The organism is Cryptosporangium aurantiacum (genome assembly GCF_900143005.1).
GTDB lineage: Bacteria > Actinomycetota > Actinomycetes > Mycobacteriales > Cryptosporangiaceae > Cryptosporangium > Cryptosporangium aurantiacum.
On record NZ_FRCS01000001.1, the window covers coordinates 501,614 to 523,878 of the forward strand.

The following is a 22,265-nucleotide window of genomic DNA, read 5'->3' on the forward strand; positions in this document are numbered from 1 at the left end:
TCAGGACTTGTTACCGGCGGGTCGCCACATGTGTAACCTCTAGGAAACCTGGGCCGACGTCGTCCCGCTTCGACCTTTGCCCGCCGATCGAGCAACCAGCCGATCTGCGCGGCCGACGACGGAAGGAGCCCGCGCGTGAATTTCTCTGCGCTCCCCCCGGCTCAGGGGCTCTACGATCCCGAAAACGAACACGACGCCTGTGGTGTCGCGTTCGTCGTGGACGCGCAGGGTCGCCGCTCGCATCGCATCGTCGAGCAGGGGATCACCGCGCTGGCCAACCTCGACCACCGTGGCGCTGCCGGTGCCGAGGCCAACTCCGGTGACGGTGCCGGTCTGATGTTGCAGGTCCCGGACGCTTTCCTGCGCGAGGTCGTGGACTTCCCGCTGCCGGAGGCCGGCGCGTACGTCGTCGGTAACACGTTTCTTCCGGACGACGCCGAGGACCGCGCCCGTGCGATCGAGCTGATCGAGCGGCTGGCCGTCGAGGAGGGCGTGACGCCGCTCGGCTGGCGCACGGTCCCGACCGACAACGACGGCGCCGACATCGGCCCCACCGCCCGCGCCGTCGAGCCCCACGTCGCGCAGTTCTTCTTCGCCGACAACGTCGTCGGTGACGCCACGCCCCGCACCGGTCTCGAGCTGGACCGCGTCGCGTTCGTGATCCGCAAGCGCGTCGAGCACGAGTCGCGGGCCGCGAACCTCGCCGTGTACTTCCCGTCGCTGTCCTCGCGGACGCTGGTGTACAAGGGCATGCTGACCACGAGCCAGCTGCCGCTGTTCTTCCCCGACCTGCTCGACCCGCGGGTGGAGAGCGCGATCGCGCTGGTCCACTCCCGGTTCTCCACGAACACGTTCCCGTCCTGGCCGCTCGCCCACCCGTATCGGTTCATCGCCCACAACGGCGAGATCAACACCGTACGGGGCAACCGCAACTGGATGCGGGCCCGGGAGGCGCTGCTGCGCTCGCCGCACACGACCGAGCTGTTCGGCGGCGACATCGAGCGCATCTTCCCGATCTGCACCCCCGGCGCCAGCGACTCCGCGACGTTCGACGAGGTGCTCGAGCTGCTCCACCTCGGTGGCCGCTCGCTGCCGCACGCGGTGCTGATGATGATCCCGGAGGCCTGGGAGAACAACACCGCGATGGACCCCAAGCGGCGGGCGTTCTATCAGTTCCACTCCACGATGATGGAGGCCTGGGACGGTCCGGCCGCGGTCTGCTTCACCGACGGGACGCTGATCGGCGCCGTGCTCGACCGGAACGGCCTGCGTCCGGCGCGCTGGTGGAAGACGAAGGACGACCTGGTCGTGCTGGCCAGCGAGGCCGGCGTCCTGGACATCGACCCGGCCGACGTGGTGGCGAAGGGTCGGCTTCAGCCGGGCCGGATGTTCCTCGTCGACACCGCCGCCGGTCGCATCGTCGCGGACGACGAGATCAAGGCCGAGCTGGCCGGTTCCGAGCCGTACACCGAGTGGCTGCACGCCGGTCTGATGGACCTCACCGACCTGCCCGACCGTGAGCACGTCACGTACGGGCACGAGTCGGTGCAGCGTCGCCAGCAGACGTTCGGTTACACCGAGGAGGACCTGCGGGTCCTGATCAGCCCGCTGGCCCGCACCGGCGGCGAGGCGCTCGGCTCGATGGGCACCGACACGCCGATCGCGGTGCTGAGCAACCGCTCGCGGCTGCTGTTCGACTACTTCAGCCAGCTGTTCGCTCAGGTCACGAACCCGCCGCTGGACGCGATCCGGGAAGAGATCGTCACCGCGGTCAGCAACATGATCGGCCCGGAGCAGAACCTGCTGGAGCCCGGCCCGGCGTCGTGCCGGCTGATCACGCTGCCGTTCCCGGTGATCGACAACGACGAGCTCGCGAAGATCGTCCACATCAACGACGACGGCGACAAGGCCGGCTTCCAGTCCGTCACCGTCTCGGGCCTGTACCGGGTCAAGGACGGCGCCGCGGGCATGAAGGCCCGGCTGGAGCAGATCTTCCAGCACGTCTCCGAGGCGATCGAGGACGGCGCGCGGATCATCGTGCTCTCCGACCGGGACTCGACGCGGGATCTCGCGCCGATCCCGTCGCTGCTGCTCACCGCCGCCGTGCACCACCACCTGGTGCGCGAGCGGACCCGCACCCAGGTCGGCCTGATCGCCGAGTCCGGTGACGCCCGCGAGGTGCACCACATCGCGCTGCTGCTCGGCTTCGGCGCGTCCGCGGTCAACCCGTACCTGGCGTTCGAGTCGATCGAGGACATGACCTCGACCGGCGAGCTGGCCGGGCTCGACCCGCAGAAGGCGATCCGCAACTACGTCAAGGGCCTCGGCAAGGGCGTCCTCAAGGTGATGTCGAAGATGGGCATCTCCACGGTCGCGTCCTACACCGGCGCCCAGGTGTTCGAGGCGATCGGCCTCTCCCAGGAGCTGGTCGACCAGTACTTCACCGGCACCACGTCCACGCTGGGCGGTGTCGGCCTCGACACGATCGCCGCCGAGGTGGCTTCGCGGCACGCGCGGGCCTGGCCGGCGAACGCGACCGAGCTGGCCTACCGGCGTCTCGAGGTCGGCGGCGAGTACCAGTGGCGGCGTGAGGGCGAGGTGCACCTCTTCAACCCGGAGACCGTGTTCCTGCTCCAGCACGCCACCCGCAGCCGCCAGTACGAGGTCTTCAAGAAGTACACGGAGACCGTCGACGACCTGGCCGCGAAGTCCGGCACGCTGCGCGGGCTGTTCAAGCTGAAGACCGGCGCGCGGCCCCCGGTGCCGATCGACGAGGTCGAGCCGGTCTCCGAGATCGTGAAGCGGTTCAGCACCGGTGCGATGAGCTACGGCTCGATCTCGATGGAGGCGCACCAGACCCTCGCGATCGCGATGAACCAGCTCGGCGGCAAGTCGAACACCGGTGAGGGTGGCGAGGACCCGGAGCGGCTCTACGACCCGACCCGGCGCAGCGCGATCAAGCAGGTCGCCAGCGGTCGCTTCGGCGTCACCAGCGAGTACCTGGTGAACTCCGACGACATCCAGATCAAGATGGCGCAGGGCGCGAAGCCCGGTGAGGGCGGCCAGCTGCCCGGCCACAAGGTCTACCCGTGGATCGCCAAGACCCGGCACTCGACGCCGGGCGTCGGCCTGATCTCGCCGCCGCCGCATCACGACATCTACTCGATCGAGGATCTGGCCCAGCTGATCCACGACCTGAAGAACGCGAACGACGCGGCTCGGGTTCACGTCAAGCTCGTCGCCGAGATCGGCGTCGGCACGGTGGCGGCGGGCGTGTCGAAGGCGCACGCGGACGTCGTCCTCATCTCGGGGCACGACGGCGGGACGGGTGCCGCACCGCTGACGTCGCTCAAGCACGCGGGCGCGCCGTGGGAGCTCGGCCTGGCCGAGACCCAGCAGACGCTGCTGCTCAACAACCTGCGCGACCGGATCGTCGTGCAGGTAGACGGCCAGCTCAAGACCGGCCGCGACGTGGTCATCGGCGCCCTGCTCGGCGCCGAGGAGTTCGGGTTCGCGACCGCTCCGCTGGTGGTCAGCGGCTGCATCATGATGCGGGTTTGCCACCTCGACACCTGCCCGGTGGGTGTGGCGACGCAGAACCCGGTGCTGCGGGAGAAGTTCAACGGCAAGCCGGAGTTCGTCGTCACGTTCTTCGAGTACATCGCCGAGGAGGTTCGGCAGTACCTCGCCGAGCTGGGCTTCCGCTCGATCGACGAAGCGGTCGGCCACGCCGAGCTGCTCGACGTCTCCGGCGCGATCGAGCACTGGAAGGCCGACGGGCTCGACCTGTCGCCGATCTTCGCGGTGCCCGAGCTGCCCGAAGGCGCGTCTCGCAAGCAGATCGTCGAGCAGGACCACGGCCTCGACCGGGCGCTGGACAACACGCTGATCCAGCTCTGCGAGGGCGCGCTGCTCGACGGGTCGCCGGTCAAGTTCGAGATCCCGGTGCGGAACGTCAACCGGACCGTCGGCACGATGCTCGGCTCGATGGTGACGCGCCGCTACGGCGGCGAGGGCCTGCCCGACGGGACGATCGACCTGACGTTCACCGGCTCGGCCGGCCAGTCGTTCGGGGCGTTCGTGCCGCGCGGGGTCACGCTCCGGCTGTTCGGCGACGCCAACGACTACGTCGGCAAGGGTCTGTCCGGCGGGCGGATCGTGGTGCGGCCGGCTCCGGAGGCGCCGTTCGTGCCGCAGGAGAACGTCATCGCCGGCAACACGATCCTCTACGGCGCCACGTCCGGGGAGGTCTTCCTCCGCGGCCGGGTCGGCGAGCGGTTCTGCGTCCGGAACTCGGGCGCGACCGCGATCGTCGAGGGCGTCGGTGACCACGGGTGCGAATACATGACCGGTGGTCAGGTCGTCGTGCTCGGCCCGACCGGCAGGAACTTCGCGGCCGGCATGTCCGGCGGCATCGCGTACGTGCTCGACCTGGACCCGGTGCTGGTCAACACCGAGATGGTCGACCTTGAGACGCTCTCGACCGACGACGCCGCGACGCTGCGCGCGCTGATCGGACGGCACCTGGACGAGACCGGGTCGACGGTGGCCGAGGGGCTGCTGTCCGACTGGAGTCGGCACGTCCGGTCGTTCACGAAGATCATGCCCCGCGACTACAAGCGGGTCCTGGAAGCGACTCGTCTCGCCGAGGCCTCGGGCCGTCCGGTCGACGAGGCGATCATGGAGGCGGCACGTGGTTGACCCCAGCGGGTTCCTGAAGCACGGACGGGAGCTGCCCCCCCGTCGTCCGGTCGACGTCCGGATCATGGACTGGAAAGAGGTCTACCAGGACTTCCCGGAGAAGAACCTGCGCACGCAGGCTTCCCGGTGCATGGACTGCGGCATCCCGTTCTGTCACAACGGCTGCCCGCTGGGGAACCTCATCCCGGAGTGGAACGACCTGGCCCGCACCGGGCAGTGGTCGCTCGCGATCGACCGCCTGCACGCGACGAACAACTTCCCGGAGTTCACCGGGAAGCTCTGCCCGGCGCCGTGCGAGGCGGCCTGCGTCCTCGGCATCGCCGACGACCCGGTGACGATCAAGCAGATCGAGGTCGAGACGATCCTGAAGGCGTTCGATCTCGGGATCGTCGCTCCGCAGCTGCCGGAGAACCTGTCCGGCAAAAAGGTCGCGGTGATCGGCTCCGGCCCGGCCGGTCTGGCCGCCGCGCAGCAGCTGACCCGCGCCGGACACGAGGTGACCGTCTACGAGCGCGCCGACAAGATCGGTGGGCTGCTCCGGTACGGGATCCCCGAGTTCAAGATGGAGAAGTGGCACATCGACCGCCGGCTGGCGCAGATGGAGGCCGAGGGCACTCGCTTCGTGACCGGGGTTTCGGTCGGAACGGACCTTCCCGTCTCGGAGCTCGACGCCGACGCGATCGTGCTGGCCACCGGCTCGACCGTGCCGCGCGACCTACCGGCGCCGGGCCGGGAGCTGAACGGCATCTACGCCGCGATGGAGTACCTGGTGCCGGCCAACAAAGTGGCGCTGGGAGCAACTGACGTCGAAGGACACATCGACGTCCGCGGCAAGCACGTCGTCATCATCGGCGGCGGCGACACCGGCGCGGACTGCCTGGGCACCGCCCACCGGCAGGGCGCGAAGAGCGTCACGCAGCTGGAGATCATGCCGCAGCCGCCGGCGGCGCGGGCCGGTCACATGCCGTGGCCGACCTACCCGATGCTGTACCGGGTCACGTCCGCGCACGAAGAGGGCGGCGAGCGCGTCTACGCGGTCAACACCGAGAAGTTCGTCGGCGACGAGCACGGGAACGTGAAGGCGCTGGTACTGCACGAGGTCGTGTCCGAGGGCGGGCGCTTCGTGCCGGTCGAGGGCTCGACGCGGGAGATCCCGGCCGAGGCGATCTTCCTCGCGATGGGCTTCGTCGGCGTCGAGAAGGGCCCGCTCTACGACGAGCTCGGCGTCGAGATCGACGAGCGGGGCCGCGTCGTGCGGGACGCCGACTGGAAGACGACCGCGGACAACGTCTGGGTCACCGGGGACGCCGGTCGTGGTCAGTCGCTGATCGTCTGGGCGATCGCCGAGGGGCGCGCAGCCGCCGCCGCGGTCGACAAGCACCTGGCAGGCGAGACGTTCCTCCCCGCCCCCATCGCCCCGACCACGATGGCGCTCACCGCCCGCTGAGCCTCGGAGCGGTGTCAATTCCTGGTCGTGATAGCGACCGGGAATTGACACCGCTCAGGTGAGCTTCGCGTGCGGACGTAGGCTTCAGACGTGACCGGGGTGTGGTCGTACGTCCGAGGGTTGTGGGACGCGGCCGTCCGCGCGCCGATCAAACCGGTCCAGGCTCGCCCCTGGATCCCTCGGCGGGGCTGGCCCCGCTGGGCGCTCGGGGCTGTGTGGATCGTCGCCGCGGTCGGCTGGACCGGCGGGACGATCGCTGAATTGGTGCTGGCGCTGCGGGTACCGGCCGTGGTGGCGCCGTTCGTCGGCATGCTGCTCGCGCTGCCGTCCGTCGTCGCGCCGCTCCGGCCGCTGCTGGCCTGGCGTCTCATGGTGGTCGGTGTCCTGATCACGCCGCTGGCGGTCGCGCTCGGGCCGCGCGACGACGCGGTCTGGCCGTGGCCGGTGACCGCGTGCGTCGCGATGTTGCTGACGCTCGTCATGGTCGGTGCGTCGTCGCCGCGACCGGTCTCGGTGGGCGCCGGGCTGCTCACCACCGCTGCGGTGTTCGCGTTCGGTGCGGTGGCCGGCATGCCGTTCTGGATGGGCTACATCCTCGCCGGCGGCATCTTCGCCGGGCTGCTGTTCGGCGATGCGACCGGTGGGCGCCGCAGCGTCCAGGCCCGGCTCGACGAACAACGGGCGCTGCGTCGTCAGGACCTCGCTCGCCAAGCCGTCCTGGAGGAACGCGGCCGCATCGCCCGTGAGCTGCACGACGTCGTCGCGCACCACATGACGATGATCGCCATCCAGGCGGAGGCCGCGCCACTGAAGGTGCCCGACGTGCCGCCCGCCGCTGCGGAGATCTTCGCGGCGATCAACCGCGCCGCCCGCGAGGCGCTGAGCGAGACCCGCACCGTCGTCGGTCTGCTGCGCTCCGAGGACGATGCCGCCGAGCGAGCCCCCGCCCCCGGCCTGGAGCTGCTCGACGACCTGGTGGAGCGTGCCCGCGCGACCGGGCTCACGGTGAAGTCCGTGGTGGTCGGTGTTCCGCGGCCGCTGTCGGCGGCGGTCGACGTCTCGGCCTACCGGATCGTGCAGGAGGCGCTCAGCAACGCCTCGCGCTACGCGCCCGGCAGCTCCGTGCGGGTCGAGGTCCGTTACGGGCCGCAGGCCCTGCACCTTTCCGTCACCAACACCGCGGTGGACGCCGGGCAGCAGCCGAATTCGGCGGCCACACAGTCGGACCGGGCCTCGCTCGGCGGGGGGCACGGGCTGGTGGGCATCCGGGAGCGCGCGACGATGCTCGGCGGCGAGATGAGCGCCGGACCGCTGCCCGGCGGTGGCTTCGCGGTGACCGCGGTGCTGCCGACCGGCGCGTCACCGGGGCCCGGAGCGCCTCCGGGGGCCGCGGCGTCTCCGGGGGCCGCACCGGAGGCCGGGGCATCACCGAAAGCCGGGGCGCCTCCGGGGGCCGCGGCCTCGGCGTCGGCGTCGGCGGAGGGTGGGGCGTCATCGGAGGGCGCGTCGGCGGGCCCCGGGGTGGTTTCGTCGGGCGCGACACCGCCGGCCGCCGGTTGAGGCGGGTTTCGGCGGCGTCGCGTCCGTCCGTGGACTGAACAACGGCGCGGGTCAGGACCTACGGGGGCGTCGGCGGGCGCGCCGCGCCGCGCGGTCGGCTTCGTACTCGGCGGCGGCCACTTCCAACGCGTCGCAGAACGAGTTCACCGACTCGCGGAGGAGCCGCGCCTTGCGGAGCGCGTTCCGCCGGTCGGCGGCGGTGGCGTTCTCGTACATGTCGAAGTCGATCGTGACCGACCGCGAACAGTCGGCGAGCAGAAACTCCGCGCGGATCGCGACGCCGTCGGAGTTGCGGTCGAGGTGGACCTCGGACAGCAGGTGCCCGCGCCCGTGGAAGCCCGGCCGGTTGAGCCAGAGCCGCCGGTAATGGAGGCGGCCCTTGCGCGGCTTGGCGTCGGCGTCCGGGGCGGAGGTCAGGTGTCGGGGGGTGGATTCCTCGGGGTCAGCGGGGCATGGCTGTGCCATGGCAGGCTCCGGAATGGGTGAGGGATGGCCGTGGTCTGCGTCGACGCTGACGGCCGTCACCGTCCGCCGCGCACCCCGAGGACCGGCCGCCGCACCGGCGCCGTCCGCGGAGTCGTCTGGGTTCCGTTCAGCACCCGGCCAGTGTGGGCATCCGCGGTAGTCCCGGCAACCGATTTGCCCGTGGCCCGAGCCGTCCCGGGACGCACCGCCGCCGGGGGTCGGCGGGCGACTGGTTAGGGTTCGGCCATGACGATCCGGGTGGTGGTCGCCGACGACCAGGTGATGATCCGTGACGGCCTCGCGACTCTGCTCACCGCCGCCGGTGACGTCGAGGTCGTGGGCCAGGCCGGCAACGGGCGGGAAGCCGTCGACCTCGCACGCAGCCTCGCGCCCGACGTCATCGTGATGGACGTCCGGATGCCGGTGCTCGACGGCATCGCGGCGACCGCCGAGATCCTCGGCGAGGACCCGGGCGAGAACCCGCCGAAGGTGCTGGTCCTGACGACGTTCGACCTGGACGAGTACGTCTACGACGCGCTGTCGGCCGGCGCCAGCGGCTTCCTGCTCAAGGACGCTCCGGGCGCCGACCTGCTCGCGGCGGTTCGTATCGTCGCGCGTGGGGACGCGCTGCTCGCCCCGTCGATCACCCGGCGCCTGATCGGTGACTTCGCGCGCCGCCGGAAGCGTGACCTGCCGGGCGGTGACGTCACCGAGCTGACGCCGCGCGAGCGCGAGGTGCTCGGGCTGATCGCGCGGGGTCTGTCCAACGCGGAGATCGCGGCTGAGCTGTTCCTGGCCGAGCAGACGATCAAGACGCACGTCGGCCACATCCTGACCAAGCTCAACCTCCGCGACCGCACCCAGGCCGTGGTTTTCGCCTACCAGCGCGGCCTGGTCAGCTGAGTCCCTGTCGGGGTGATTCCCGAGGTCAGAGGTATCGCGGGTAGTGGAGCGACCGATACCTGAGAGCCACCCGTAGTCGACTCCGCAGCGTGACGATCCGAACGGCGGAAATTTCTACCGTTTGAGCCTATGAAGGCCAGCATCGTCATGCTCCTCAGTGGATTGATCATCGTCGGGTCGGTCGCGGCCACCGGATGGTGGGCGACCGACAACCCGGCCTCGCGGGTGCCCGAGCCGCTCGGCATTCAGGCATGGAAAAGCATCGTGACGACGATCGTGCCCGGTATCGACGCCGCGGCGGTGCCGAATCCGGCCACCGCGTCGCCGACCGAGGTGAGCGCGTTCATCCAGCTGTTGACGCCCGCGCAGCGCGCCGACCTGGTGCGGCTGGCGCCGACGACGATCGGAAACCTCGACGGGATTCCGCTCACGATGCGTTACGAAGCGAACGAGAGCGTGCTTGCCGAGGCGAGTACTCCGGCCGTCGACCGTGCGCTCGCCGTCGACGCCCCGACGCGCGCCGCCGCCGACCGCGCGGCCCGTGCCGACCAGGCCGCCAGCGCCGACTCCGCGGCCAGCGCCGACTCCGCGGCCAGCGCCGACTCCGCGGCCAGCGCCGACTCCGCGGCCAGCGCCGACGAGGTCGCCCTCGCCGATTGGACCGCGAGCGCCGATGGGGCTGCTCCCGCCGATGGGTCCGCGTCGAGCGTCCGGATAGAGACGACGGCGGGAGGGGGCGGCAGCACGCCGCAGGCCCGCCCAGGTCGCACCCTGGCCTACGACCCGCGCGGAGACGGCCGCGTCGTTCAGGTCCTCGGAGATCTGAACCGCGCCGAGCACATCGCGGTACTGGTCCCGGGCAGCAGTTGGCGGCTGGACAACGTGCTGCGCTGGCCGTCCGGCCGGCGGGTGTCGCCGCTCGCGAACGCGGTGCGGTTACAGCAGACGGTCGGGACCGACGTGGCGATCGTGGTCTGGCTGGGCTACGACGCGCCCGAGCGGGTCGACCTCTCGGCGGTGGGCTCGGCGCGGGCGATCGCCGGGGCGGTCGCCCTGCGGCGGTTCCTGCACAGCCTCCCGCAGGCCCACGTCAGCCTGCTCTGCCACAGCTACGGCACGGTGGTCTGCGGACGGGCGATCCCGGGCTCGCCGGTCGACGAGGTGGTGGCGCTGGCGTCGCCCGGAATGGACGTCCGGACCGCGGACGACCTGCGGACGACGGCCCGGGTGTGGGCGGCGCGGACCGCGGACGACCCGATCCGCATCACCCCGCCGGTACGCGTGATGGGGCTGGGCCACAGCACGTCGCCGGTCAACCCCGCGTTCGGCGCCCGTGTCTTCCGCACCGGCACCGCGACCGGCCACGATCAGTACTACACCGAGGGCACGGAGTCGCTGGCCAACATCGCCCGCATCGTCCTCGGTCGTGCGGCGGAGGTGACGCTGCGATGACGCTCGCCACGCGCATCGAGGCCGCAACGCCGGCCGACCGCGACCGCGCCCTCGACGGGCTTCGCGCGCTCGCCGTGATCGGCGTGGTCGTCGGTCACTTCCTGGTGATGGCGCTGGTGCCGGACGCCTCCGGTGCGCTCCGGGTCAAGAGCCCGCTCACCGCGCTGCCGGACTTCGCGCCGCTGAGCTGGGCGCTGCAACTGCTCGCACTGTTCTTCCTGGTCGGTGGGTACTCGGCCGCGCGGAGCCTGGGGGCGCGGGAGTACGGCCCGTGGCTCCGCCGCCGGCTGATCCGGCTGACCCGCCCGGTGGTGGCGGTGACCGCGCTGCTCGCGCTCTCGTTCCCGGTGCTGGCCGCTCTCGGTGTGCCGGCCGGGACACTCCGGACCACGACCGCGCTGGTCGTCCAGCCGCTCTGGTTCATCGCGGTCTACGGCGTCGTCACCGCGCTGACGCCGGTGGCGGTCGCGATCGTGCGTCGGCTCGGTGTGTGGGCGGTGGCGCCGCTGGTCGTGATCGTGGCGGTCGTCGACGCGCTGCGGTACGGGCCGTGGGCGGACGGCGTCCCGGGCTGGATCGGGCTGGTGAACGTGCTGCCGGGGTGGGCGTTCGCGTACGTGCTGGGCGTCGCGTGGGCGCAGGGGCGGTTGCCGCGCCGCGCGGCGGTCTGGCTGGCGGCGGTGGGGGCGGCGCTGCTGGTGACGCTCGTCCTGTGGTTCGGCTACCCGGCCAGCGTGGTGGGGGTGCCCGGGTCGGGGCGGGTGAACTCGCATCCGCCGTCGTTGCTGGTCGTGGCGCTGGCGATGGCCCAGTGCGGGTTGGCGGTGCTCGGCCGGGAGCGGTTCGCCGCGTTGCTGCGGGAACCACGCCGGTGGGCGGCGGTCGCGACGCTGAACCTGGTGGCGATGACCGTGTTCTGCTGGCACCAGGTCGCGTTGGTGCTGCTCACCGCGCTGACGTTGCCTGCGGACCTGCCCGGGTTGCACCAGCTGCCGGACGGGCTTGGCTGGGCGGGATGGCGGCTGGCCTGGCTGCCCGTGCACTGCGCGGTGCTGGCGGCGCTGGTGTGGGGGGCGCGGCGGTTCGAGGCGCCGTGGACCGGGATGGTGAAGCGGCTCGGACCGGCGGCGGTCGTCGCCGCGGTGGCCTTCGGCGGTTACGCGGTGGCCGTGCTCTGACGCCGCGTGCCGGGGCCGCGGCCCCGGCACGCGGGGCCCGCGGGCGCGGCGGGCGCGGCGGGCGCGGCGGGCGCGGCGGGCGCGGCGGGCACGGCGCCCGCGGTCGGGCGGGGGTTGCAGCCACGGCAGGCGGGCCCGCGGCCGCGGCAGGGCGGTCAGGCCGGGTGGCAGCTCCGGCGGGCGCGGTCAGGCGGGGGTGGCGCGGACGTCGCGGGCGGTGACCGGGCTGCCGCAGGTCCCGCAGGCGAGCGTCGGCTCGAGCGGGCCGTCGCAGTCGAGGTGGGTCAGCCGGAGCGGCGGTCCGTTGCCGTCGTCCATCCAGCGGTCGCCCCAGGTCATCAGCGACACGATCACCGGGTACAGCTCGAGCCCCTTGGCGGTGAGCCGGTACTCGAATCGGTCGGGCTTCTCGGCGTAGCAGTGCCGACGCAGGACGTCGTCGGCGGTGAGGCGGCGGAGACGGTCGGCCAGCACCGGACGCGACGCCCCGGTGTTCGCCTGGAAGTCCTCGAACCGCCGCACGCCGCGAAACGACTCGCGGAGCACGAGCATCGTCCAGCGCTCCCCGATCACGGACAGCGTCCGCGCGACCGAGCACCGCTCGCCGCCGATCTCCGACCACCGCATGACGGAATCTTACTCAGAGAACGGCGATGTGCTGCTAGGTTCTGAAACAGAACTCGCTACGCACAACCGGGAGTCGCCGTGACATCGACCGAGCAGCAGCCGACCCGTCTCGGACAGGGCGACCCGTCCGCGCTGCACGGCCTCGCCGGGCTCTCCGGGCTCGAGCTGATCCGCGCGATCAAGGACCGGCAGGCGCCGCCGCCGAACATCGCGACGCTGCTCGGCATGGACATCGTCGAGGTCGAGGAGGGCCGGGTGGTGTTCACGGTCGACGCGAAGCCCGAGTTCTCGAACCCGCTCGGCACCGTGCACGGCGGCATTCACGCCACGCTGCTCGACTCGGCGATGGGTTGCGCGGTGCACACCACGCTGCCCGCCGGTGTCGGTTACACCACGCTGGAGCTGAAGGTGAACTACGTGAAGGCGATCAGCCTGGACGCCGGGACGCTGAGCTGCGTCGGCCAGGTGATCCACGTCGGCGGGCGGGTGGCCACGGCGGAGGGCCGGGTGACGGACTCGGCCGGGCGGCTGCTCGCGCACGCCACCACCACCTGCATGATCTTTAGGTAGGCGGCCGCCCAGGACGGCGCTGGCAGGCGAGCGCGCCTCCTTATGACGGAAACCCTGAGGCCACGACGTCGGCGCCCTCGACTGCCAGCGCCGCCCTGGGCGGGCTCCACGTCAACTTGCACAGCGGGCTCTTCATGGCGTCTCAGCTCGGCGTCAGCTTCGGAGTAGATCGTCGGCGCGTGCTGGAGACTGCGACCGACCGAACCCCCTCCCCGCCGACACCGGCGGCGACCGAGCGTCCGACCGGGAAACCGTCGCGTGTGCGCCGCATCGTGCGAGGACGTGCCGACGACCCCGCCTGGGTCCGCCCGACGCTCGTCCTGATCCTCACGGTCTCCGCGGTCCTCTACTTGTGGGACCTCGGGGCCTCCGGATGGGCTAACGACTTCTACGCGGCCGCGGTGCAGTCCGGGACGAAGAGCTGGACCGCGTTCTTCTTCGGGTCGTCCGAGTGGGGCAACGTCATCACGGTCGACAAGCCACCGGCGGCGCTCTGGGTGATGGCGCTCTCCGGGCGGATCTTCGGCTTCTCCAGCTGGAGCATGCTGGCACCGCAAGCCCTGATGGGCGTGGCGTCGGTCTGGCTGCTGTACGCGGCGGTTCGCCGCTGGTCGGGCCCTGCGGCGGGACTCGTGGCGGCGGCGTTGCTCGCGATCACCCCGGTCGCCGTCCTGATGTTCCGGTTCAACAACCCGGACGCGCTGCTCGTGCTGCTGATGATCGCGGCCGCGTACTGCGTCGTCCGGGCGCTGGACGCCGCCGCCACCCGCGCCGGTGCCGGCTGGCTGGCGCTGGCCGGCGCCGCGCTCGGCTTCGCGTTCCTCACCAAGACGCTCCAGTCGTTCCTGGTGCTGCCCCCGCTCGCCCTGGTCTACCTGGTGTGCGCGCCGACCGGCCTGTGGCGACGGATCTGGCAGCTGCTCGTCGGCGGCCTGGCGCTGGTGGTTTCGGCCGGTTGGTACATCCTCGCGACGATCCTCTGGCCCGCCGACAGCCGTCCGTACATCGGCGGGTCCGGCGACAACACCGAGCTCGGCCTGGCATTCGGCTACAACGGCCTCGACCGGGTCGTGTCCGGCAGCGGTGGCGGCCCCGGTGGGGGGATGGGCGGTGGTGGGTTCGGTGGAGCGACCGGGATCACCCGGCTCTTCAACGACCAAATGGGGACGCAGATCGCATGGTTCCTCCCGGCAGCGCTGATCGCGTTGGTCGCCGGGTTGTGGATCACCCGGCGGGCGCCACGGACCGATCGCGTACGGGCCGCACTGATTCTCTGGGGCGGCTGGCTGCTCGTGACGGCAGGCATCTTCAGCTACATGGAAGGCATCTTCCACTCGTACTACAACGTCGCGCTGGCGCCGGGAGTCGCCGCGGTGCTGGCGGTCGGTGGCCGGGAGCTGTGGCGCGTCCGGGACCAGTTCGTCGCGCGGGTGGTCCTCGCCGGGCTGGTGGCCGTGACGGCCGCGGTGGCGTGGGACCTGCTCGGCCGGGCGGCCGACTGGAACGCGTGGCTGCGGTGGGTCGTGCTGGTGGCGGCGGTGCTGTCGGTGTTCGCGCTGCTGATCGGTGCGCGGGGAGTGCGGCAGGCCGCGGTTGTCGGTGCGGCGGTGGGTGCGGTGGCGGTGCTGGCCGGGCCTGCGGCGTACGCGGTGTCGACGGCCGGTACGCCGCACAACGGCTCGACGCCGACCGCGGGGCCGGCGGGGAGCAGCGGGTTCGGCGGCCCCGGCGGCGGATTCATGCGCCGCAACGGTGGCGAGGGCGCGTTCCCCGACGGCACCCAGCAGGCCCCGGGCGGCACCCAGGCCCAGCCGCCGGGCGGCACCCAGGCCCAGCCGCCGGGCGGAAGCCAGGCCCAGCCGCCGGGCGGAAGCCAGGCGCCGGGAGGCGCCCCGCAGGGGAGCGGCCCGACGTCCAGCAGGCAGGGCGGCGGCACGAACACCGAGCTCGTGGCGCTGCTGAAGGAGACCACGACGAAGTGGGCCGCGGCCGCGATCGGCTCGCAGAGCGCCGCCGGCCTCCAACTGGAGAGCGACAAGGCCGTCATCCCGATCGGCGGGTTCAGCGGAGGCGACCCGGCGCCGACGCTGGAGCAGTTCAAGAAGTGGGTCGCCGAGGGCAAGATCCACTACTTCATCGGCGGTGGCATGGGTGACCAGGGCGGCCAGGGCGGTCCGACCAACTCCACCACCACGCCGGGCGGCACCACCCAGCAGGGAACCGCACCTCAGGGCGGGTTCCAGCGCGGCGGTGGTCCCGGCGGCAACCGGGGCACCGGCAGCGAGATCAGCACCTGGGTCGCGGCGAACTTCACCGCCACCACGGTCGGCAACCAGACGGTCTACGACCTCACGAAGCCGACCGCGTAGCGAACCGGGCGCACAGCGACGGCCAACCGGCCTCGAAGCAGGGGCTTAGAGGCCGGTTTCGCGTCAACCGCAGCAGCCGCCGCCGCAGCACCCGCCACCACCGGCGGCGGGTGCCGCGGGGAGCGCGGAGGAACCGCCGGTCACCGCGACGGCGGAGAAGACACGGCTGGTGTCGAGATGCCCGCTGGGGCACGGCACGGAGGACGGAGCGCTCTCGTGCATCGAGCGCCGGACCTCGAAGATCGTCCGGCATTCACGACAGCGGTATTCGTAGGCGGCCACGGCGCCAGGATATCGGCCGCCCGGCCCGCGACGCCCTCGCGTCGATCGGTGAGAATTCGGGCATTACTCCAATGATGACCTGAAACCGATCCACGACCGGCGGCGAAAGAGCAGCGGTAAAGCCATAGCACCCTAGCTGCCACCCTTCGTCCACGGGAGGGATGTGAATCGGTTCACTACGAGGGCTAGGTTGACCTCATGACGCGTCGAGCCAAGATTGTGTGCACCATCGGACCGGCGACAGCGTCGGCAGAGCGCCTCCGCGCGCTGGTCGACGCCGGTATGAACGTCGCCAGGCTGAACTTCAGCCACGGCACCCACGCCGACCACGAAGAGGTCTATCAGCGGGTCCGCGAGGCCGCTGAAGCGACCGGCCACGCCGTCGGCGTCCTCGCCGACCTTCAGGGCCCCAAGATCCGGCTGGGGCGGTTCGCCGAGGGCTCCACCATCGAGTGGAAGACCGGCGAGGTCGTCTCGATCACCACCGACGAGATCGTCGGTGACCACGACCGGGTCTCCACCACGTACCGCAAGCTGGCCGCTGAGGTCTCGATCGGCGACCGGCTGCTGGTCGACGACGGCAAGCTGGCGCTCGAGGTCACCGGTGTCGAGGGCAACGACATCCGGTGCCTGGTCCTCGAGGGCGGCCCGGTCAGCAACAACAAGGGCCTCTCGCTGCCCAACGTCAAGATCAGCGTTCCGGCCCTCTCCGAGAAGGACGCGGAGGACCTGCGGTTCGCGCTCCGGCTCGGCGTCGACCTGGTAGCGCTGTCGTTCGTCCGCTCCCCGGACGACATCAAGCTCGTGCACGCGATCATGGACGAGGAGGGCCGGCGGGTGCCGGTCGTCGCCAAGATCGAGAAGCCCGAGGCCGTCGACCACCTCGAGCAGATCGTGCTGGCGTTCGACGGGCTGATGGTCGCTCGCGGCGACCTCGGCGTCGAACTGCCGCTGGAGCAGGTCCCGCTGGTGCAGAAGCGGGCGGTCCAGCTCGCGCGCGAGAACGCCAAGCCGGTGATCGTCGCCACTCAGATGCTCGACTCGATGATCGAGAACTCCCGCCCGACCCGCGCGGAGGCCTCCGACGTCGCGAACGCGGTGCTCGACGGTGCGGACGCCGTGATGCTCTCCGCCGAGACCAGCGTCGGCCGCTACCCGATCCTCACCGTCCGCACGATGGCCAAGATCATCGAGACGGTCGAGGAGTCGAAGACCCCGGTGCCTGCGCTGCAGCACGCGCCGAAGACGCAGGGCGGCGCGATCGCCGCGGCCGCGCGTCAGATCGGTGAGGTCATCGACGCGAAGGCGCTGGTCGCCTTCACGCTGACCGGTGACACCGTCCGGCGAGTGTCCCGGCTGCACACCGCGCTGCCGCTGCTTGCGTTCACCCCGATCGCGAGCGTGCGGAACCAGCTCGCGCTCTCCTGGGGTGTCGAGACGTTTCTCTCACCGTCGGTGGAGCACACCGACGACATGGTCGACCAGGTCGACTCGCTGCTGCAGGAAGCGGAGTGGGTGACGCCGGGCGACAGCGTCGTCATCGTGGCGGGTACCCCGCCGAACACCGCGGGCGCCACGAACACCGTCCGGGTGCACCGCATCGGTTCGCTGGCCTGACCCCGTTGAGCCGTGTGGCCTGGTCGCTCGACGCGACCAGGCCACCGTTGGTGGTGCCGGGAGCGGGATTCGAACCCGCACGCCCTTTCGGGCAGACGCTTTTGAGGCGTCCGAGTCTGCCATTCCTCCATCCCGGCGTGTCGGACGATGAGTTACCACCGGCCGCACGAGTTTCGCAACCGGACCGCGCTGACCAGGGCAGCCGGAATCACCGGCGGCCGTGAACATCGACCCGCACGCGAAAGCCCTGACAGCTTAGCCCGGTACGCTGCTCGCCAGCAGGCACCATCAGCCGTCGGCATTCGTCGCCCCGGTCGCAGACCGTGTTAGCGCGCACGCCCGGCTCCACGTCAACCCCAGAGGAGGCCCCATGGCTGAGTCTCCAGCGTCATCTCCGGCTGCGGCCGAGCCCGCTGCCCCGACGCGACGCGTCCTCATCGCCGAGGACGAGGCACTGATCCGCCTCGATCTCAAGGAGATGCTGGTCGAAGAGGGTTACGAGGTGGTCGGCGAGGCCGGCGACGGCCAGAAGGCCATCGAACTGGCCGAGGACCTCCGACCCGACCTGGTGATCCTCGACGTCAAGATGCCGGTCCTCGACGGCCTGGCCGCCGCCGAGCGCATCGCGGGTGACCGCATCGCGCCGGTCGTGATTCTCACCGCATTCAGCCAGCGTGACCTCGTCGAGCGTGCGCGCAGCGCCGGGGCGATGGCGTACCTGGTGAAGCCGTTTCAGAAGAAGGACCTTCTGCCGACGATCGAAATGGCGGTCTCCCGGTTCGCGGAGATCACCGCGCTCGAGAAGGAGGTCACCGACCTCACCGAGCGGCTCGCCACCCGGAAGGTCATCGAGCGGGCCAAGGGTCTGCTCCAGGAGCAGGGCATGAGCGAGCCGGAGGCGTTCCGCTGGATCCAGCGGACCGCGATGGACCGCCGCACGACGATGAAGCTCGTCGCCGAGACGATCGTCGAGACCCAGACCCAGCGCGCCAACGGCTGATCCGCGGCAGCGGCTCGGACGTCCCGAAACGGTAACGTCCGAGCCGTTACTCCGGGCGACGATCTACGCTCTGAGGTGGGAGAAGGGGCAGTTCGCCCCCGTCCGTAGGCTTCTCCGGGTCACTTTGGTGTTACGACGCCCGTCAAGGCTGGTCTCAGGCGTTGTGGCACTCCTATAGTCCCTCCCACACAGGGGGATGCGGATCCGTGCCAGCAGCGGTAATGGATCGCGTACCCACGTTCAGTGGAGGTTAACTCGTGCGTCTTCGCAACCTCGCGCGCGTGGCGGCAGTTGGCGCCGCCATCGCGCTCGCCGCAACCGGCTGCAGCAGCGGTGGAGATGATGATGGCGACACGACCGCCAGCGGCGACAAAGCCTGTGGCCTGACCATCGCCTTCGTGGGTGCGCAGACCGGCGGTGAGGCGGCGCTCGGCATCAACATCTCGAACGGTGCTCAGCTCGCGGTCGACCAGTACAACGAGAAGAACGCGGACTGCAAGGTCACGCTGAAGAAGTTCGACTCCGAGGGCAAGCCGGAGAAGGCTTCGACGGTCGTCCCCGAGGTCGTCCAGGATGAGAAGATCGTCGGCGTCGTCGGCCCGGCGTTCTCCGGTGAGACGAAGGCCACGGGGCCGACGTTCGAGGAGGCCGGCCTCCCGATCATCACCGCCTCGGCCACCAACCCGGCGCTCGCCGAGAACGGGTGGAAGATCTTCCACCGCATTCTCGGTAACGACGCCGCGCAGGGCCCGCAGGCCGCGCTCTACATCAAGAACGACCTGAAGGCCTCCAAGGTCTACGTCGTCGACGACGCTTCCGAGTACGGCAAGGGCCTCTCGGACATCGTCAAGAAGGACCTCGGCAGCGTCGTGGTCGGGTCGGACACCGTCCAGGACGGTCAGACCGACTTCTCCGCGGTCGTCACGAAGATCAAGTCGTCCGGTGCCACCGCGCTGTTCTACGGCGGTTACTACGACGAGGCCGGTCTGCTCCGCAAGCAGCTGACGCAGGCGGGTGGCCAGGCGATCACGCTGATCGCCGGTGACGGTGTCAAGGACACGAAGTTCGTCGACGGCGCCGGTACCGCCGCTGCCGAGGGCACCATCGTGACCTGCCCGTGCCTCCCGCCGGAGAAGGCCCCGGGCACGTTCTTCGAGGACTACAAGAAGGCGTTCAACGCCGAGCCGTCGACCTACTCGGCTGAGGCCTTCGACGCCGCGACCGTCTTCCTCGACGGCATCGCCGACGGCAAGTCGACCCGCGCGGACATGCTCGAGTTCGTGAAGGCCTACGACAAGCAGGGCATCACCAAGCAGGTCAAGTTCGACGCCAAGGGCGAGGTCGCCGACAAGGGTGTCTGGGCCTACAAGTTCGAGGGCGGCAAGATCGTTGCGCTCAAGGAGATCAAGTAACAACGGCAGGCGGTCATTGAGATCGTCTCCCTGATTGCTTGATTCACTGACGAGGCCGGGTGCCGGCACCTCCGGCACCCGGCCTCGTCGTGTGAGCCCGACCGCCGCCGCCACGAACGGCGGCGTCGTCCCGTCCCCGATCACACCGGTTGGAAACCTTGGCAGATGGACTTCTCTGCTCTATTCGATGACTTCGGTCAGCTCACCGCGACCGGCTTCACCCAGGGAGCGATCTACGCGCTCGTCGCCCTGGGATACACCCTCGTCTACGGCGTTCTGCGCCTGATCAACTTCGCGCACTCCGAGGTGTTCGTCACCGGCACCTTCGCGGCGATCCTCACCCTTCGCCTGGTGGGTGTCGGCGCGGATGAGGCGGTGCCGGGCACGGTCATGGTCATCGTCGCGCTCGCGGCAGCGACCGTCGCCGCGATGGCCGCATCCGGAGCCACCGCGCTCGTTGTCGAACGCGTCGCCTATCGCCCGCTGCGGAAGCGGAACGCTCCGCCGCTGGTCTTCCTGATCAGCGCGATCGGTGCCTCGATCGCGATCTCGGAGGCGTTCGGCGTTTTTTACAGCCGCGACAACGTCCCGGTCGGCAACCTGATCCAGCCGTCGACCCAGTTCGAGATCTTCGGCGCCTCGATCACCAACCAGATGATCCTGGTGGTCGTCGCCGCGTTCGGCGTGATGATCCTGCTGGACACGATCATTCGGCGGACCCGGCTCGGCCGTGGCATCCGTGCGGTGGCGCAGGATCCGGACGCTGCCGCGCTGATGGGCGTCAACAAGGACCGCGTCATCGCGTGGACGTTCGTGCTCGGCGGCCTGATGGCCGGCGTCGCCGCGGTGCTCTACGACCTGCAGTTCGGCGTCACGAAGTTCAACGCGGGGTTCCTGCTCGGGCTCAAGGCGTTCACGGCCGCCGTGCTCGGCGGTATCGGCAACCTGCGAGGCGCGCTGCTCGGCGGGCTCCTGCTCGGCTTGATCGAGAACTGGGGCCAGGCCGTGATCGGCTCGAGTTGGCGTGACGTCATCGCGTTCGTCTTCCTCATCCTCGTGCTGATGTTCCGGCCGACCGGCCTGCTCGGCGAGTCGTTGGGGAGGGCGCGGGCATGAGTCAGGACACGCTCACTCCGACGACGGCGCCCGCTGCCGGGTCGCCGCTGCTCCGGGTCACCGATGCGATCGCTGCTCGTCGCGAAGCCGCGATGGGAAGCTTCCGTCACCGCTGGGGCGGACTGCCACGACCGGCCCGGTTCGTGCCGGCCGGGCTGCTGTTGCTGGTGCTGATCATGCTGCCGGTCTGGGACAAGAGCCTGCGCGAGTCGACCGGCTCCGGCATCCCGGTGATCGGGACGCCGAACACCAGCTTCTCCGGTGTGCTGTTCCTGGTCGGCGCGTTCGCGCTGTGTGCGATCGGTCTGAACGTCGTCGTCGGCTTCGCCGGTCTGCTGGACCTCGGCTACGTCGGTTTCTACGCGATCGGCGCGTATACGGTCGCGGTCTTCGGCTCGCCGTCGAGTGACCTCGCCACCGCGTACCCGTGGCTGATCTGTATTCCGATCGGCATCGCGCTCACGATGATCGCCGGCGTGATCCTCGGTGGTCCGACGCTGCGTCTGCGCGGCGACTACCTGGCGATCGTGACGCTCGGCTTCGGTGAGATCGTCCGCCTGACGATCGTGAACACGGACCCGCTCGGCAACCGGGCGGGTATCTCGAACATCCCGAAGCCGCCCGGCGAGAAGTCCGACGGCTCGAAGCTGTTCGGCGTCGTCGACATCGCGCCGTTCTACTGGCTGATCCTCGCGCTCATCCTGCTCATCCTCGTGCTCGTCTCGAACCTCGAGCGCAGCCGGGTCGGCCGGGCGTGGCTCGCGATCCGCGAGGACGAGGACGCCGCCGAGCTGATGGGTGTTCCGACGTTCCGCTTCAAGCTCTGGGCGTTCGCGATCGGAGCCGCGGTCGGCGGCCTTTCCGGCGGCATCTTCGCCAGCCGGCAGGGCTTCGTGAACCCGGACACGTTCGACGTCCTGACGTCGATCCTGTTCCTCGCCGCGGTCGTCATCGGTGGTTCGGGCAACAAGTTCGGCGTCATCCTCGGCGCGGTGATCGTGGTCTACGTGCCCGAGCGTCTGCGTGGCTTCGACGAGACGCTGTTCGCCGCGTGGTTCGTCGTGCTGGTGATCGCGCTGGCCGTGACGCTGATCTCGCGTCGCAAGACGCTTTTTGCCACGAACCTTCGGGCGGCGGCCACGCTCGTCGGCGGTGTGCTCGGGTTCGTGGTCGCGGTCGGCGTCGGTACTCAGCTGCACTCGATCGTGACCGAGGTGGGCACGGAGAACCCGACTCGGCTGCTGGTCGGCGCGGTCGCGGTCGTGCTGATCGTCGGGCTGCTGCTGGTCCGCCTCGTCGGGTCGGCGCAGGCCGAGGGTGCCCACGCGGCGGCGATCTTCCTCGGCGCGTTCCTCACCGTGCTGGTCGGGGCAATCGCACCGTACGTGTTCGACGAGATCGGGGACGGTATCCAGGCGCTGCGGTACTTCGCGTTCGGCCTCGCCTTGATCGTCATGAGCGTGTTCCGTCCGCAGGGCTTGCTGCCCAGCCGACGCCGCGCGACCGAACTCGCCGACCGGAAGAAGGAGGTGGCCGTCGGTGTCAACGCCTGACCACCCCGAGTTG

The 22,265-nt window shown here is 70.5% G+C and carries 16 protein-coding genes and 1 tRNA gene; 13 read left to right on the forward strand and 4 right to left on the reverse strand.

Annotated elements, in window-relative coordinates; genetic code table 11:
• Positions 1-135: 135 nt before the first annotated feature.
• The 3 genes from gltB to BUB75_RS02180 all read left to right on the forward strand — a co-directional run bounded on the left by gltB (position 136) and on the right by BUB75_RS02180 (position 7,708).
• Positions 136-4,701: a glutamate synthase large subunit gene (gene gltB, locus BUB75_RS02170; RefSeq protein WP_073250874.1), complete on the forward strand. Its 4,566-nt coding sequence runs from the start codon at positions 136-138 to the stop codon at positions 4,699-4,701.
• Positions 4,694-6,148, forward strand: a complete 1,455-nt coding sequence (locus BUB75_RS02175; protein WP_073250877.1) for a glutamate synthase subunit beta — start codon at positions 4,694-4,696, stop codon at positions 6,146-6,148. The genes gltB and BUB75_RS02175 overlap by 8 nt, the downstream gene beginning before the upstream one ends.
• 90 nt (positions 6,149-6,238) lie before the next feature.
• Positions 6,239-7,708 carry a sensor histidine kinase gene (locus BUB75_RS02180; protein WP_073250879.1) on the forward strand — a complete coding sequence of 490 codons (1,470 nt, stop codon included), beginning with the start codon at positions 6,239-6,241 and terminating at the stop codon, positions 7,706-7,708.
• 51 nt (positions 7,709-7,759) lie between these two features.
• Here the strand turns inward: BUB75_RS02180 and BUB75_RS02185 are convergent, their stop codons facing one another.
• Positions 7,760-8,173 (reverse strand): hypothetical protein, encoded by a 414-nt coding sequence (locus tag BUB75_RS02185; protein ID WP_084740133.1) that lies wholly within the window; start codon positions 8,171-8,173, stop codon positions 7,760-7,762.
• 246 nt (positions 8,174-8,419) lie between these two features.
• Here BUB75_RS02185 and BUB75_RS02190 point away from each other — a divergent pair, with 246 nt between their 5' ends.
• The 3 genes from BUB75_RS02190 (at position 8,420) to BUB75_RS02200 (ending at position 11,706) form a co-directional block, all read left to right on the forward strand.
• Positions 8,420-9,076 carry a response regulator gene (locus tag BUB75_RS02190; protein ID WP_073250881.1) on the forward strand — a complete coding sequence of 219 codons (657 nt, stop codon included), beginning with the start codon at positions 8,420-8,422 and terminating at the stop codon, positions 9,074-9,076.
• 129 nt (positions 9,077-9,205) lie between these two features.
• Positions 9,206-10,528, forward strand: a complete 1,323-nt coding sequence (locus BUB75_RS02195; RefSeq protein WP_073250883.1) for an alpha/beta hydrolase — start codon at positions 9,206-9,208, stop codon at positions 10,526-10,528.
• Entirely contained in the window at positions 10,525-11,706 is a 1,182-nt protein-coding gene (locus BUB75_RS02200) for an acyltransferase family protein (RefSeq protein WP_073250885.1), read from the forward strand. Before BUB75_RS02195 ends, BUB75_RS02200 begins: the two co-directional genes overlap by 4 nt.
• A 186-nt stretch (positions 11,707-11,892) precedes the next feature.
• Here BUB75_RS02200 and BUB75_RS02205 read toward each other — a convergent pair whose 3' ends face one another.
• Positions 11,893-12,333: a winged helix-turn-helix transcriptional regulator gene (locus BUB75_RS02205; protein ID WP_073250887.1), complete on the reverse strand. Its 441-nt coding sequence runs from the start codon at positions 12,331-12,333 to the stop codon at positions 11,893-11,895.
• Between the two features lie 78 nt (positions 12,334-12,411).
• On the opposite strand from BUB75_RS02205, the gene BUB75_RS02210 reads away from it, so the two are divergent.
• Both BUB75_RS02210 and BUB75_RS02215 read left to right on the forward strand, forming a co-directional pair.
• The gene (locus BUB75_RS02210; RefSeq protein ID WP_073250890.1) at positions 12,412-12,903 is read left to right on the forward strand and encodes a PaaI family thioesterase; all 492 of its coding nucleotides are present in this window, start codon (positions 12,412-12,414) and stop codon (positions 12,901-12,903) included.
• A gap of 179 nt (positions 12,904-13,082) precedes the next feature.
• Entirely contained in the window at positions 13,083-15,272 is a 2,190-nt protein-coding gene (locus BUB75_RS02215) for a glycosyltransferase family 39 protein (protein ID WP_218617237.1), read from the forward strand.
• A 63-nt stretch (positions 15,273-15,335) separates the two neighbouring features.
• Here the strand turns inward: BUB75_RS02215 and BUB75_RS02220 are convergent, their stop codons facing one another.
• Positions 15,336-15,554, reverse strand: coding sequence for an FmdB family zinc ribbon protein (locus tag BUB75_RS02220; protein WP_073250892.1), 219 nt, complete (start codon positions 15,552-15,554; stop codon positions 15,336-15,338).
• Between the two features lie 198 nt (positions 15,555-15,752).
• Between BUB75_RS02220 and pyk the strand changes: the two genes are divergently transcribed.
• Positions 15,753-17,171 (forward strand): pyruvate kinase, encoded by a 1,419-nt coding sequence (gene pyk, locus BUB75_RS02225; RefSeq protein WP_073250895.1) that lies wholly within the window; start codon positions 15,753-15,755, stop codon positions 17,169-17,171.
• A 51-nt stretch (positions 17,172-17,222) separates the two neighbouring features.
• Here pyk and BUB75_RS02230 read toward each other — a convergent pair.
• A tRNA-Leu gene (locus BUB75_RS02230) sits at positions 17,223-17,308 on the reverse strand.
• A 233-nt stretch (positions 17,309-17,541) separates the two neighbouring features.
• Between BUB75_RS02230 and BUB75_RS02235 the strand changes: the two genes are divergently transcribed.
• The 4 genes from BUB75_RS02235 (at position 17,542) to BUB75_RS02250 (ending at position 22,252) form a co-directional block, all read left to right on the forward strand.
• Positions 17,542-18,171: an ANTAR domain-containing response regulator gene (locus BUB75_RS02235; RefSeq protein WP_073250897.1), complete on the forward strand. Its 630-nt coding sequence runs from the start codon at positions 17,542-17,544 to the stop codon at positions 18,169-18,171.
• A 281-nt stretch (positions 18,172-18,452) separates the two neighbouring features.
• Positions 18,453-19,583 carry a branched-chain amino acid ABC transporter substrate-binding protein gene (locus BUB75_RS02240; protein WP_342761106.1) on the forward strand — a complete coding sequence of 377 codons (1,131 nt, stop codon included), beginning with the start codon at positions 18,453-18,455 and terminating at the stop codon, positions 19,581-19,583.
• Positions 19,584-19,748: 165 nt separating this feature from the next.
• Positions 19,749-20,699 (forward strand): branched-chain amino acid ABC transporter permease, encoded by a 951-nt coding sequence (locus BUB75_RS02245; protein WP_073250901.1) that lies wholly within the window; start codon positions 19,749-19,751, stop codon positions 20,697-20,699.
• A complete protein-coding gene (locus tag BUB75_RS02250; RefSeq protein WP_073250903.1) occupies positions 20,696-22,252 on the forward strand; it encodes a branched-chain amino acid ABC transporter permease in 1,557 nt (518 codons plus the stop codon). The genes BUB75_RS02245 and BUB75_RS02250 overlap by 4 nt, the downstream gene beginning before the upstream one ends.
• Positions 22,253-22,265 lie beyond the last annotated feature (13 nt).